Consider the following 13,420-nt stretch of genomic DNA (forward strand, 5'->3'; position numbering starts at 1 on the left):
TTGAAGCCGCCGTTGAGTTGCCTGGTCCGCTCCGATGTCCCGGAGCTCTCAGGAGGAACGTTTGAGCACCACCCGCTCGATCTTGCCGACAATCACGAGATAGGCGAATGCGGCCACCAGCGCGTTGGCGCCGACGAACACCAGCGCGCCGTTGAAGGAGCCGGTCGCCGCCAGGATGTAGCCGATCACGATTGGAGTAGAGATCGAGGAGAGGTTGCCGAAGGTGTTGAACAGGCCGCCGGAGACGCCGCCGGCTTCCTTGGGCGAGGTGTCGGAGACGACGGCCCAGCCGAGCGCGCCGATGCCCTTGCCGAAGAAGGCGAGCGCCATGAAGCCGACCACCAGGGCCTGTCCATCGACATAGTTGCAGGCGATGATCGACATCGACAGCAGCATGCCGCCCACGATCGGGATTTTGCGCGCCAGCGTCAGCGAGCCGGTCTTGCGCAGAATAGCGTCGGAGATGACACCGCCGAGCACGCCGCCGATGAAGCCGCACAGCGCGGGCAGCGTCGCGACGAAACCGGCCTGCAGGATCGACAGGCCGCGCTCCTTGACGAGGTACACGGGGAACCAGGTCAGGAAGAAATAGGTCAGCGTGTTGATGCAGTACTGGCCGAGATAGACGCCGAGCATCATGCGGTTGGAGAGCAGCTGGCGGATGTGATCCCAGCCGGAGCCGGCTTCGGGCGCACGCTGCTGCATCAGATCGTTCTTGGGCGCATCGAGATCGACCAGCGCGCCGCCTTCCCTGATGTAGTCGAACTCGGCCTCGTTGATGCCGGGATGCTCCTTCGGGCCATAGACGGTCTTGATCCAGACGAGGCCCATGATGACGCCGAGCCCGCCCATCACGAAGAAGACGTAGCGCCAGCCGTAATCGTGCGCGATCCAGCCCATCAGCGGCGCGAAGATCACGGTGGCGAAATACTGGCCGGAATTGAAGAAAGCCGACGCGGTGCCGCGCTCATTGCCGGGAAACCAGGCGGCGACGATGCGGGCATTGGCGGGGAAGGACGGCGCTTCCGCGACGCCGACCAGGAGGCGAAGCGCGAACAGCACGCTGATGGCGGCGCCGGCGCTGAGGAAGCCAACCCAGCCCTGCATCATCGTGAACAGCGACCAGACGATGATGCTGAAGGCATAAACGAGGCGCGAGCCGTAGCGGTCGAGCAGCCAGCCGCCCGGCACCTGCGCCAAGACATAGGACCAGCCGAACGCCGAGAAGATCCAGCCCATGGCGACGGGATCGAGATGCAGCTCTTTCGAAAGCGCGGGGCCGGCGATCGACAGCGTGGCGCGGTCGGCATAATTCACGGTCGTGACCAGGAACAGCATGGTCACGATGAACAGCCTGACGCGAGACCTCCTCACGTCCGCTGCGGACACCACTGCGCTCATCAGGCGCCTCCTTGAACTTCGAAACGTTTCCTCACGACGACTCCTAGAGGCGCGCGCAGCAAAGTGTCCAAGTTGAAGGGGGTATCGATCGATGCCGTTTTTGGATTGATGGAACGGCGGGTGAAAACGCTGGGAGGTGTGGGAGCCGAGGCCTTGCACCTTGGTGGTCGTGGCTTTCGCCAGGACCACCAAGGAAGTTCTCTGCATCGCGGTCTCTCGGTCTACTCCAAAGGGTGATAGCGGACGGATCGACTAAGAATTCGTAAATGCAAGGAGTGCTGTCGGCCTCGTAACGGTTGATCTGCGTGATGTTTCGGCTCGGTTACTGTCCAATCGACGCACATCCATGAAATTTCCGCAGGGCATGCTGCGATGCAGCGCCAGCCATACTTGAGGCTTCAGCGGAGGATTTGATGAAACCCGAATTGAGCGAACCGAATGTCGTCGTGCCGGTGTCCATGCAGGCCCATTTTTCGCTGCTGGAAGGTCTTGTTCACGCCGCACGCGACCGGTTTGCGACATTGCTGACCCTGCTGGGCGAAATGCACGAAAGGGTGTCGGCGGAAACGCCTATCAATTTGCGAGCCGGTGACAATCCGTCGAGGCGGTTGCGCGGGGCCGCCGTCGCGATCGGGGACATCATGACGCTCGTGGTGCTGATGGACAAGATCGCCGGCGAACTGTTGATCGAGTCGAGGCAATTGTGGGGTTCGGTCGAATACGCTTCCGGAAACGTTCACAAGGTTGCCTTCGGAAAATGGCGCTTGCTTCGGCGATTCGCTCGGGGTGAGCGCTCGATTGCCGCCGTCGACGACCAGTTGAAACGATTGCCACACCTGGCGATCCTTCTGGTCGAGTTCAGTGGCCTTCTGGAGGAGGCCGTCGTGACTCTCTCGCCGCGGCAAATTGGGTCGGGCAGGTAGGTGAGCCGTCTTCGAGACGTGGCCAGAGAGGCTTTGGCACGCGATCCGCGCAAGTCGGGAGGATCGCTGACGAGCGCGACGACGGTTCGAGCAGCTGTCATGGCGCCGGACGGGCGTCGGCGTCGACAATCTCGAGGCCCGCTTTCTTCAACCCGTCAGCGATCGTGTCCGTAACGGAGTCGACGACATGGCGGTCACGAAAATCCTCGCGCATCTCGCGCGCGTAGTTGGGACGCAGCTCGAGCAGCTTCCGGACATGCGGGCGAGCGGCGTTGCGATCGCCAAGTTGGCCGTAGGATGCCGCGAGCATTGCGGAGGTCATGTAGAAACCGACCGGCTTGGACGTCAGCATGGCGATCGCCTGCTGATAATGTCCCTGCCGATATTCGTCTGAGGCCAATACGAGATTGTCGAACGGCCCCGGGTTCTTGTTGATGGCCAGCGCTTTGCTCAGCAACTTGGTGCCCTCCTCGAAGTGCCCGATCGCCCAAAGCCGGTTGCCGGCGATCACAAGAACCTTCGGATCGGCGGGACTGATTTCGAGGGCGCGCCGAACAGCTTCCTCGAACCCGTTGAAATCGCCTTCCTGAAAACTCACGATCATCGACGCCACATGGCTCGATGCGGCGAACGGTGCCAGCCGAAGTGCCTTGGCTGTGGCATCCTTCGCCTGTGCGAGTGCCTGTCCGCTTGCCCTGTTCAGGTTGTAACCGTTACGGGCCTCGTCGGCGTAGATGGTCGCGAGGTAGGCCCAGGCGTCGGCGTAGTTGGGAAGGAGGGCGACCGTCTGCTCCAGGCAGTCTCGCGTGGTCGCATGGGTCTTTTGATTCATCGATAGCGGGTAACGCTGCGCCCAAAGCACGCAGAGATATCCCGGCGGCGGCGGATCCGGCAGTGTGCGGGCTTCGAAGGATTTCACGAGGCCGTTGCGATAGCCGATCGCGGTAGCGATCTTCTGTGCGATCTGCTCTTCGGTCGAGGTCTCGTTCTGATTCCAGGGCCCCTGTTGGGTCGAGGTAAAGTAGACCTCCATAGTGCGTTGATCGCTGAGGCGCCACCATAGACGCACGGTATCGTGGTCGATCCGGAGTTCCGATGCGAGCATATACACCGATCGGCCCGGATTCTCTGCGAGCAGTTGGACGATCGCGTGGCTGTCGCCGCCCGACTTCGCTGAAATTGCCAGGCCGTCGAATTGCTGGAGCGCTGAGATCAGCGACTGGCTGAGCGTCCGCGCCAGGAGTCGCGTGGGCTCGTCATCCGTCAGCGGCTCGACCTGATCGACGAAAAGCAAGGGCTCGAGGACGGGTGTCGGCCGAACCAGCCAGGGTTTTATGCCGACGGTGATCGCAACCGCGGCAATCGCTGCCAGTCCCGCCGGGAGCATCCACCGTGCTGGCCTGCTCTTGCGGAATTTCCGCCACGCAGATCCGAAAGCCGGCCGCGGGTCGCCGCCGGAGCGTGACGCGCCGGCCGGCATTCGCCCGTCGTCGTGACTGCTCGGGGGATTTTCGATGTCCTTGATTTCCGGCACGTAGCTGCCACGGGGGAGCGAAAATTGTATCCGGGCCTTGTTGTTGGAATTGGCATAGTAGCTTGCCAGCGAGTTGCGCAGTCTGCTGGCCTCGATTCTGACGATCGGATCGACCGATCCGTCAAAATCAGGCATGCGCCCGAAGACGTCGACTGCGATCGTGTAGGATTTGATCCGGTCGCCGCGGCCGGCCAACTTTTCTTCAACAACGAAGCGCAGGAAGCGCTTGTTGCGCGCCGACGCCTCGAAGGCCGGATCTTCCAGGAGAGTGTTGAGAGCGTTGATGATCGCGGCCCGATCGGCCGGGGGTGTTGCAGACGGCGTATTCCCAGACAAAGACTGATACCCTATTCCAAATTCTCATATCTTTTTCCACGCGGGCTGCGGTCCCGTCGACTCAAATGCCTGCACACGGAGTGGATGGACTGACCAGGCAACAGGCAGTGACGAAAATCTTCACCGCCTTACTGCCCATTCTCTGATCATTTTTGAGAGCGATCGTTGGATTTTGAATTGACACGGGCGTAATCGCTATTTGACTTGCGCCGTTGATGTAACAACCTTTCACACATCGATTTCCGATGCTACGCCGTAACAGTAGCGTTGCAGCATGAGTGGCTGACGCGCGATGCCGTCTCCAAGCTCTGGCGCGGATCATCGCCCGAAATTTGCGATGCGGTTGTTACGTCGCCGCGTGAGATACCGTTACGATCGCGAGAAAGCGCCGGCCGAAGTCATCACAGTGCCTGCGGTTGATTCGCGGGCAGCGATCGCGCCACGCGTGATCGTGGTCCGCACATATTGTGTCGCGAGCCCGCTGAGTCCTGCTCGAAGGCGACCGCAATATCGAACGGAAAGCTGTGGACGTCGGGCGTCGCTTCGATCTGTGCCCTTGCCGCGTCAGGCAGCACCGGATTGCTGGCTGGGTGAAATTGCATCTGGAGCCGGCGCTCGGCATCAATGCTGTGCAGATGCGCGACTCTTCAGGCGCTCACGCCCCAGGCAACCGATCGAGCAAAGCGTAATCGTGCGCGGTGCGTTCCTGTTTCAGCGCCGTGCGCTACTGCCGTGCGCTCGGCAACAACGGCGCCAGCAATCCGCGCGTCACGCCCGGTGGCACCGCATCAAGCCCAAGCACCGCGCTCGCGGCCGGCAGCGCGGCGTCCGCCATCGCGGCATGGCCTTCGGCGCTTGGATGCACGGCGCCGCCATAGACGGCGGAGAGCACGCCCCAGGTCGCGTCGTGGATGTCGGTCGGCTGGCTCGCCGCCGGCAAGCCTTGCGGATAGGTCATCGCGGCGAAATAGCTGTCATTGGCGTCGCGGATCCAGCGTGCGCGCGGCAGGTAGGCGCGATATTCCGAGGCGCCGCGGCCGCACAGCATCGGCTGGCTCGCCGCACTGACGATATCAGGATTGAAGCTCTGGCCGTTCTCGGCAAAACACGTGCGGTCGAATTCGGGATCATTGCCCGAATGTGCGCAAAAACCGTGATCGGCGAACGCAGCCTGATGCGTGTCGACGAAGGTCATCCGGTCGGCCTCGGGATCGCGGCACAGCGCGCCGCGCGTGCAGGTAGCGAGCGCCTTCAACTGCGGCAGGAATTCGGTGTCGACGAAGGTCGAAACGCGGGCGAGGCGCTGCGGATCGGCGTTGAAGGCGGGATGGATGTCGAAGCCGCCGCGGCCGCCGCGGCAGGGCACGCCGCCATCGGCAAGCGCAGGATTGGCATAAGAGACGTAGACCACATGCGAGAGATCGCCGCCGACCAGCGGCTTCAGGGCCTCGCGCAGCTTGACGAAATTCTGCGGCAGCTCGCGCTGTAGCGCGTCGCGGGAATCGTCGACGCTCGCCATCACGCCGGAGCGGCGGAACAGCGCGCGCTCGGTCGCGGTCTCGACGATGACGTCGGCAACGAGGCCGGAGAAGTAGATGTCGTTGGCTCCGACCGAGAGCAGCACGAGATCGAGGTTGCGGTCCGGCTGGCGTCTTTTTGCAGCGGTGAGCGCTTCGCGCAACTCGGCGACCTGGGCGTTCACGCTGGTCTGGCAGGTGCCGTTCTTGTTCGGCGCGCATTCGCGGGCGCGCTGCGAGCCGAGCAGCCCGTCGCCGATGCTGGCGCCGGTGCAGGCGAGCGGCAGGAAGGTCACGGCGATGTGGGTGTAGCGCACCGCGAGCGCCAGCGCCGTGCGGGCCTGGTAGCTGTAGAGCGAACGGTGGCAGGGCGAGTTGAACCAGAGCGCGCCGTAGCGTTGCCAGTTGGCGAGCGTATCCGGCGCTTCGCAGGCGCGGCCGCCCTTGTAGCCGGCGCGGCTCGGCCGGTAGTACTGCGCGCCCGCGGTGCCGAGATAGGAGCGAAAGCAGAAGCCTTCGTCCGACAGCGCCAGCGGCCGGTCCGGATTGCCTTCGCCGGAGGCGATGCTGTCGCCGAGCCCTGCGACGAAGACGTCGCGGACCTGGATTTCGGTCTGGACACGCTGGGTCGGATCGGAGCCGGAGGAGACGTCGACCGTCGCCACCGTCTGCTTGCCATAGCGGACGCGCAGGTTGATGGGCTCGGCGCAATCGAAGGTCGATTGCTGCGGCCCGTCGCCGTCGTCAAACGACCAGGCGCAGGTGGCCCCGACCGGCACCGCGCCGGCCAGGCGTACGGTGACCGGATGGTCGATCGGGGTGATGTAGTTCTCTTTGACGTTGTCGCGGGTGCACGGCTGATTGACCCGGCCCTGGAGGTCGATGCAGAGCCGGTTGACCATGTTGCGAGCCCAGCCGCGGCCCTCGCTCTGGAGCTCCAGCGACTGCTCGGCGGCGAGAACGCTGCGGTTGCGCGCGTTCTCGACATGGAGCAGGAAGTCGCGCTCCTCGCGGAACAGGCGGAAGCGGTTGCGTACCTCCCAGGAAATCTGCATGGCGCCGGCGTCCTGCGCGGCTGCGCGCGGAACCGGCAAAGCGGTCAGAATCCCGACAAGCAGCACGGCGCTTGCGGACAAGATACGAAGGAATACAGAAATCATGGCCCGCGTCTTCAAAGGCAAAGTTGAGGCGGAAATAAGAGAGGATTGCTCTCCCGTCCGCAACCTTTGTCTGTCGCTCTTTGCCGCCGCCGTCCAGCGCCTTAGCGTTTGTTGGCCTGTCGCAGCGACCGCTCGCGCTCCATCGCTGCCACCTGCTTGGGCAGGTTGGCCTGCGCGCAGGCCTCCGCCAGCCGCCGCCGCTCCTGCCAGGGCTCGACCACGTTCATCCAGAGCTCGCGCGTGCCCATGATGGAGATGGCGAGGCCGAACGGGATCACGAAATAGAGGATGCGGAAGACCAGCAGGGTCGCAAGCAATTGCTCGCGGCCGAATTCGGGCAGCGCCACCAGCATGGCGGCATCGAACACGCCGATCGAGCCGGGGGCATGGCTGGCAAAGCCGAGCAGCGTCGCCAGGATGAACACCACGGCGAGCGACAGGAAGTCGATCTGCGGGCTGGCCGGCACCAGCAGGTACATCGCCAGCGCGCAGAAGCCGAGATCGACCACGCCGATCAGGATCTGCACCAGCGTCAGCGGCGCCGAGGGCAGCACCACCTTCCAGCCCTTCTGGCCGAGCTCACGGCGCTTCTCGCCCATGCAGAGCCAGACCAGATAGGCGCCGATCGAGGCGAGGCCGCCGAACGCGATCAGCCGGTTAATGGATGATGGCAGCTGATCCATGTAGGAGGCGGCATCGGGGTGGATCGCCATGCCGATCGAGAGCACGAAGATGTTACCGAGCCAGAAGGTCAGGCCGGAGAGGAAGCAGATTTTCGCGACATCGATCGCGTTCAGCCCATAGTCCGAATAGATCCGGAAACGGATCGCGCCGCCGGTAAAGACGGTGGCGCCGATATTGTGGCCGATCGAATAGGACGTGAAGCTGGAAAGCGCTGCGATGCGGTAGGGGACGTGTTTCTTGCCGATCGTTCGCAGTGCAAAAAAGTCGTAGAAGGTCAGCGTACAGAACGCGAAGAAGACGCAGATCGCCGCCAGCCCGATATTGGCGCGGGGAATCTCGGTCAGCGCGGTCAGGATGACGCCGGTATCGATCCCGCTCAGGGTCCGTACCAGCGTGGTGACCGCAAAGGCGATGATGAAGACGCTCGCGGCAATGCCGAGCCGTCGCCAGCCGACCCATCTCTTGAAGCCGCGCTTCAACGCGGGCAGCAGTCCGTGCATTCATCCTCCCGGCGGGGGGCAAGACCGACTGGGCCGGGCATTGGCCAGTCGGGCGCGATGGTTGCCAAAGGCAGGCGTCGATCGCTAGGCATCATCCAGCTCATTTAAGGCAAAAACGGTGACTTGTGCAGCCCTTGACAAGAATAGGTTCTGCGCCACACCGCCACTTTCGTCATATGCGGTTCACATCGGGCGCGCGTTAAGCATATGAGTCGTCAGGCCGGTCCGGATCGCGTGGTCGCATGTTGGCATATCGTACCGCCCCGGCATTGTTCCAGCGCAAGCGGCGCGGGCTTTTTTGGAACGCCGATGCCGCATACCCGTTAGCGCCCCATCAGCAACCGAACATGGCGGAATATGCGGCTTTTTCGTACGAGCCGGTGCCTCCGTGTTCCCGAAACCCGAGAGGATCGGAACGATGGGACTGTTCACAAAAGACATCAAGACCATGAACGACCTGTTCGTGCATCAGCTTCAGGACATCTACTACGCCGAGCAGCAGCTCACCAAGGCGCTGCCGAAAATGGCAGACAAGGCCACCGATCCGCAGCTGAAGCAGGGCTTTTTGACGCACCTCGAAGAAACCAAACAGCACGTCAAGCGGCTCGAGGAAGTGTTCAAGATGCATGGCACGCAGGTGAAGGCGGTCGACTGCCCGGCGATCGACGGTATCATCGAGGAAGCCGACGAGACCGCCGGCGAAGTGGCCGACAAGGCTGTGCTCGACGCTGCGCTGATCAATGCGGCGCAGGCGGCCGAACATTACGAGATCGTCCGCTACGGCAGCCTGATTGCCTGGGCCAAGCAGCTCGGCCGGAGCGACTGCGCCGCCGTGCTCGCCAAGACGCTCGATGAGGAGAAGGCGACCGACAAGAAGCTCACGGCGCTCGCCGAGAGCAAGGTGAATCTGCGCGCGGCGAGCTAGGCCAAGCGCAGCCACGAAGTGCCGCGCGGTTCAGCCGCGCGGGGTTGTGGTGTTACTCCATCCGTTGTCATTCCCCGCCTGCGCGGGCGATGACACCGGATGCTGCTCGCTGCCGCCGTGATCGGCATCGGCGCACCCTCGCGCAAATGAACAATGTGAGCGAGCGCACACATCCTCCGTTCACCATCCCCCGAACCAGCACATAGCCGGTTACCGACTGTCCATCTCTGTCGGTTCAAGTGCTGGTCGATAGGGGCCGGCAATGTATCAAGTTCTTTACTGTCTCACGGACCAGCATGATTGGCGTCTGGTCGCGCTCGGCGGCGCGGTGTGCCTGCTCGCCAGCGCTGCGGCCATCAGCCTGTTTCACCGGGCGCGCGCGACGCAGGGCTCCGGGCGCCTGGCCTGGATCACGCTGGATGCCGTCGTCAGCGGATGCGGCATCTGGGCGACGCATTTCATCGCGATGCTGGCCTATGGGCCGGGGACCGATGGTGCCTACAACATTCCGGTGACGATCCTGTCGCTGATCTTCGCGATCTCTGTGACCTTTGTGGGATTGAGCATCTCGGTATCGTCCGCCCGGAAGCCCTGGATCGTTCTCGGCGGCGCTATCGTCGGCGGCGGCGTTGCGGCGATGCATTACACCGGCATGGCGGCGCTGGAAATTCCCGCACGCATCGACTGGGTCGAAGGCACGGTTGTCGCCTCGGTCCTGTTCGGCATCGTGTTTGCGGCGCTGGCGCTGTTCGTCGCTGCGCGCCGCGATGATCTCTCCCATGCGCTGAGCGCGACCGCGCTGCTGACGCTTGCCATCGTCGCGCATCATTTCACCGCGATGGGCGCGGTGCTGCTGACGCCGGATCCGACGCTCGCGATCAGCGGGCTGTCGATCCCGCCGGGCTCGATGTCCTTCCTGACCGCCAGCGCCGCGGTTGCGATCATCGCGATCGCGTTGGTCTCGGCGCTGCTCGACCGTAAAGCCAAGGGCGAATTGGGGCGCCAGCAGGTCGTGCTGGACACCGCTCTCGAGAACATGTCGCAGGGGCTGTGCATGTTCGATGCCGACGGCAAGATCCAGCTGTTCAACGAGCGCTACGCCGCGATGCTCGGCCGCACCGACATCGCGCTCAGCGGCCGCCTGCTGGTCGACGTGCTCAGGGAAGAGCAGGCCAAGGGCCAGTGGCAGGGCGACGCGGACGAATTCTTCGCGCGCCTCGTGGCCGACGCACGCGACGGCCGCACCACCAGCCAGGTCGTCAACCGGTTCGGCCGCTCGATCCGCGTCGTCAACCAGCCGATGCAGGGCGGTGGCTGGGTCGCGACCTTCGAGGACATCACCGAATGGCTGGAGGCGCAGGCCAAGATCTCGCACATGGCGCGCCATGATGCGCTGACCAGCCTGCCGAACCGCGTGCTGTTCCACGAGCAGCTCGAGCAGGGGTTGCGCCGTGCGGGCTCGGACGACCAGCTCGCGGTGCTCTGCCTCGATCTCGACCACTTCAAGGACATCAACGACTCGCTCGGCCATCCCATCGGCGATGCGCTGCTCAAGGAGGTCGGCCGCAGGCTGAAGGCAACCGTCGGCGAGAACGACACCGTGGCGCGGCTCGGCGGCGACGAGTTCGCCGTGGTCCAGATCGGACGTTCCGAGGAAGCTGCGGCGAGAGCCCTTGCCGGCCGTCTCGTCGAGGCGATATCGGCGCCCTACGAGATCGACGACCATCAGATCATCATCGGTGTCTCGATCGGCATCTCGCTGTCGCCGCAGGACGGCAGCAATCCGGACGAGCTGTTGAAGAATGCCGACCTTGCGCTGTACCGCGCCAAGGCCGACGGCCGCGGCACCTATCGCTTCTTCGAGACCGGCATGGATGCGCGCGCACAGGCGCGGCGCCTGCTGGAAATGGATCTGCGCGCGGCGCTGCAACGCGACGAATTCCAGCCGTACTATCAACCGATCCGCGACGTCGCCAGCGGTCGCGTCGTCGCCTTCGAGGCGCTGCTCCGCTGGAACCATCCGCAGCGCGGCCTGATCGTCCCCATCAGCTTCATCCCGCTGGCCGAGGAGACCGGACTCATCGTCCAGCTCGGCGAATTCGTGCTGCGCTCCGCCTGCGCTGACGCGGCCACCTGGCCCGACGATGTCGACGTCGCCGTCAACCTGTCGCCGGTACAGTTCAAGAACCCGAATCTGATCGCATCCGTGACCGAGGCGCTGGCCGCCTCGGGACTGGCGGCGCGCCGCCTCGAGCTCGAGATCACCGAATCCGTGCTGCTCCAGAACAGCGAGGCGACGCTGACAACGCTGCATGAGCTCCGCGCCATGGGTGTGCGGATATCGCTCGACGATTTCGGCACCGGCTATTCGTCGCTGAGCTATCTGCGCAGCTTCCCGTTCGACAAGATCAAGATCGACCGCTCCTTCGTGGCGGAGCTGGCGACGCGCGAGGATTCCATGGCGATCATCCGCGCCGTGACCGGCCTTGGCCGCAGCCTTGGCATCGTCACCACGGCGGAAGGCGTCGAGAACGATGCGCAGCTGGAGCTACTCAGGCGCGAGGGCTGCACCCAGGCGCAGGGCTATCTGTTCAGCAAGCCGCGGCCGGCCTCGGACGTGGCGATCATGCTGGAACGACCGCGGCTGCGCGCGTCGGCATAAGGGGTTAGCCGCGGCGCAGGGCGAAATGCGCGCCGCAGAACGCCATGACCGCGCCGAGGCAGAGCGCGGCGAGCGCGGCCAGCAGGCCGGAGGTGGTCGGGACCGCGCTCGGCGCCGAGGCCACCTGGCCTGCGCCGGCGAGCAGGAGCACACCGACCGCGATCAGGAACTGCCGCATGCGGTGCGGGATCTGGCCGTCGGCGGCGCTTTGCATCAATGTCGCGGTGAAATAGCCGCCGGAGAAGCCAACCGTCGCGATCAGCCACCAGGCGATCGCCGCGCCCGCCGGCATGAACTCATGCGTGTCGGAGCGCCAGAGGCCGCCAAGGTCGAGCCCATAACGGGCCCCCAGCATGTGCACCGCGAGTGCGAGCAGCACGCCGGAGATCACGGCGGCACCGAGGATCAGGCGGCGCGGAAAAAAGGTCGTCTCAGCCATGCCTCGCTTGTAGGATGGGCCAGGGCGATCGTGCAAGCGGATCGCGGACGGGATTGATGGGGACGATGCAGGTTTCGGACGCGCAGGCCGCCTCGGGTGCGAGCTACGCCTACAAGGCGTCGCTGATCGGCTCGGCGCATCGCTTCGAGCTGACGGACGAGGGGCTTTCCTGGCACATTGCCGGCCGCTCGGGTGTCTGGCGCTATGACGAGATCAGCGCCGTCAGGCTGTCGTTCCGTCCGGTGTCGATGCAGCAGCATCGCTTTCGCGCCGATGTCAGCCGCGGCGGTGGCGGCCGCATCGCGATCCTGTCGACAAGCTGGCAGACCGCGGCCCTGATGGCGCCGCAGGACAACGGCTTTCGCGATTTCATTGTCGCGCTCCACGCGCGGATGGCGAAGGCCGGTAGCCGCGCCGAATTGACTGCAGGGCTCGGCCGCAAGACCTATGCGGCGGTGCTGGCGTTCCTGGCGCTGCTGACGGTGGCGATGACGGGCCTGTTGATCCGCGCGCTCCTGATCGGCGAGTTCGCCGGCGTGCTGTTCATCCTCGGCTTTGCCGCTCTGTTCGCCTGGCAGGTCGGCGGCTTCGTCCGCCGCAACCAGCCGCAGAGCTACAGTTTCGATCGTGTGCCCAAGGCCCTGTTGCCCTAACAGGCCTTGCTGCCCTGGCTGCAATCGGCCGCAATCAAACGTGACTTCGCGGCCCTGTGCCGGTGTCGCATCTTGCGGACATGTCAGTCATGGACCGCAGCACGCGTCTGCCGACCGCAGATGAGATCGCCAGGATCAACCGCACGCATCTGATCGATACGCCGCTCCGGCCCGCCGACCTGCTGTTCATGTTCGGCACCCGCGAGGACGTTGGCTTGCGCGCAGACACCGCCGCCCGGCTGTGGCGCGAGGGCTTGTTCCGCTGGTCGATTGTCAGCGGCGGTGTGACGCCGGGCTCGGAGCAATCCGAGTGCACTATCATCAAGGCTGCGATGGTCGAAGCGGGCGTTCCGGCGGACAGAATCCTCGGGGAGGATCGCGCGATGAACACCGGCGAGAACGTGATCTTCTCGCTGCCGATCATCGATGCGGCGCTTGGATTGCAGAACATCCGCAGTGTGATCTGCCTCGGCAACACCTGGACCGCGCGCCGCTATCCGATGACGCTGCACCGGCACTGGCCGGAGGTCGAGAAGATGCTTCTCACTGTGGACAGCTTCGCGACACCACGCGGGCTCTGGCACCTTGATACCGAGTTTCGCCGTCGTGTCCTGCACGAATGGGACAAGATCGAGCCGTACAAGGCGAGAGGTTTTATCGCGGAATGGCCGGAGGGCTGACGGGCA

General features: G+C 64.2%; 10 protein-coding genes. 5 read left to right on the forward strand and 5 right to left on the reverse strand.

Annotation, left to right across the window (positions count from 1 at the left end):
• Window positions 1-48: 48 nt before the first annotated feature.
• On the reverse strand, window positions 49-1,401 hold the full coding sequence (locus AC1RR3_RS10500) for an MFS transporter (protein WP_492822096.1): 1,353 nt from the start codon (window positions 1,399-1,401) through the stop codon (window positions 49-51).
• Window positions 1,402-1,814: 413 nt separating this feature from the next.
• Here AC1RR3_RS10500 and AC1RR3_RS10505 point away from each other — a divergent pair, with 413 nt between their 5' ends.
• Window positions 1,815-2,324, forward strand: a complete 510-nt coding sequence (locus tag AC1RR3_RS10505) for a hypothetical protein (protein WP_492822098.1) — start codon at window positions 1,815-1,817, stop codon at window positions 2,322-2,324.
• 97 nt (window positions 2,325-2,421) lie between these two features.
• Here AC1RR3_RS10505 and AC1RR3_RS10510 read toward each other — a convergent pair whose 3' ends face one another.
• From AC1RR3_RS10510 to AC1RR3_RS10520, 3 genes are all read right to left on the reverse strand, one after another.
• Window positions 2,422-4,194, reverse strand: a complete 1,773-nt coding sequence (locus tag AC1RR3_RS10510; RefSeq protein ID WP_492822100.1) for a tetratricopeptide repeat protein — start codon at window positions 4,192-4,194, stop codon at window positions 2,422-2,424.
• A gap of 724 nt (window positions 4,195-4,918) precedes the next feature.
• Window positions 4,919-6,871 (reverse strand): SGNH/GDSL hydrolase family protein, encoded by a 1,953-nt coding sequence (locus tag AC1RR3_RS10515; protein ID WP_492822102.1) that lies wholly within the window; start codon window positions 6,869-6,871, stop codon window positions 4,919-4,921.
• Window positions 6,872-6,972: 101 nt separating this feature from the next.
• Window positions 6,973-8,055, reverse strand: a complete 1,083-nt coding sequence (locus AC1RR3_RS10520; protein ID WP_492822104.1) for a lysylphosphatidylglycerol synthase transmembrane domain-containing protein — start codon at window positions 8,053-8,055, stop codon at window positions 6,973-6,975.
• A gap of 418 nt (window positions 8,056-8,473) precedes the next feature.
• Here AC1RR3_RS10520 and AC1RR3_RS10525 point away from each other — a divergent pair, with 418 nt between their 5' ends.
• Both AC1RR3_RS10525 and AC1RR3_RS10530 read left to right on the forward strand, forming a co-directional pair.
• Window positions 8,474-8,980, forward strand: a complete 507-nt coding sequence (locus AC1RR3_RS10525; protein WP_492822106.1) for a YciE/YciF ferroxidase family protein — start codon at window positions 8,474-8,476, stop codon at window positions 8,978-8,980.
• Window positions 8,981-9,242: 262 nt separating this feature from the next.
• Window positions 9,243-11,642: a bifunctional diguanylate cyclase/phosphodiesterase gene (locus AC1RR3_RS10530; protein WP_492822108.1), complete on the forward strand. Its 2,400-nt coding sequence runs from the start codon at window positions 9,243-9,245 to the stop codon at window positions 11,640-11,642.
• 4 nt (window positions 11,643-11,646) lie between these two features.
• Here the strand turns inward: AC1RR3_RS10530 and AC1RR3_RS10535 are convergent, their stop codons facing one another.
• Window positions 11,647-12,081 carry a hypothetical protein gene (locus AC1RR3_RS10535; RefSeq protein ID WP_492822110.1) on the reverse strand — a complete coding sequence of 145 codons (435 nt, stop codon included), beginning with the start codon at window positions 12,079-12,081 and terminating at the stop codon, window positions 11,647-11,649.
• Between the two features lie 65 nt (window positions 12,082-12,146).
• On the opposite strand from AC1RR3_RS10535, the gene AC1RR3_RS10540 reads away from it, so the two are divergent.
• Entirely contained in the window at window positions 12,147-12,734 is a 588-nt protein-coding gene (locus AC1RR3_RS10540) for a hypothetical protein (protein WP_492823135.1), read from the forward strand.
• 80 nt (window positions 12,735-12,814) lie between these two features.
• Window positions 12,815-13,414 carry a YdcF family protein gene (locus AC1RR3_RS10545; protein ID WP_492822112.1) on the forward strand — a complete coding sequence of 200 codons (600 nt, stop codon included), beginning with the start codon at window positions 12,815-12,817 and terminating at the stop codon, window positions 13,412-13,414.
• The last annotated feature ends 6 nt before the right edge of the window (window positions 13,415-13,420 follow it).

Source organism: Bradyrhizobium sp. GW821-FHT13H05, assembly GCF_058804065.1.

Bases quoted from the DNA above. Each gene is read 5' to 3' on its own strand.
- AC1RR3_RS10540 (WP_492823135.1), top strand. From the start codon at position 12,147: ATGCAGGTTTCGGACGCGCAGGCCGCCTCGGGTGCGAGCTACGCCTAC.
- AC1RR3_RS10535 (WP_492822110.1), bottom strand. From the start codon at position 12,081: ATGGCTGAGACGACCTTTTTTCCGCGCCGCCTGATCCTCGGTGCCGCC.
- AC1RR3_RS10545 (WP_492822112.1), top strand. From the start codon at position 12,815: ATGTCAGTCATGGACCGCAGCACGCGTCTGCCGACCGCAGATGAGATC.
- AC1RR3_RS10530 (WP_492822108.1), top strand. From the start codon at position 9,243: ATGTATCAAGTTCTTTACTGTCTCACGGACCAGCATGATTGGCGTCTG.
- AC1RR3_RS10525 (WP_492822106.1), top strand. From the start codon at position 8,474: ATGGGACTGTTCACAAAAGACATCAAGACCATGAACGACCTGTTCGTG.
- AC1RR3_RS10520 (WP_492822104.1), bottom strand. From the start codon at position 8,055: ATGCACGGACTGCTGCCCGCGTTGAAGCGCGGCTTCAAGAGATGGGTC.
- AC1RR3_RS10500 (WP_492822096.1), bottom strand. From the start codon at position 1,401: ATGAGCGCAGTGGTGTCCGCAGCGGACGTGAGGAGGTCTCGCGTCAGG.
- AC1RR3_RS10515 (WP_492822102.1), bottom strand. From the start codon at position 6,871: ATGATTTCTGTATTCCTTCGTATCTTGTCCGCAAGCGCCGTGCTGCTT.
- AC1RR3_RS10505 (WP_492822098.1), top strand. From the start codon at position 1,815: ATGAAACCCGAATTGAGCGAACCGAATGTCGTCGTGCCGGTGTCCATG.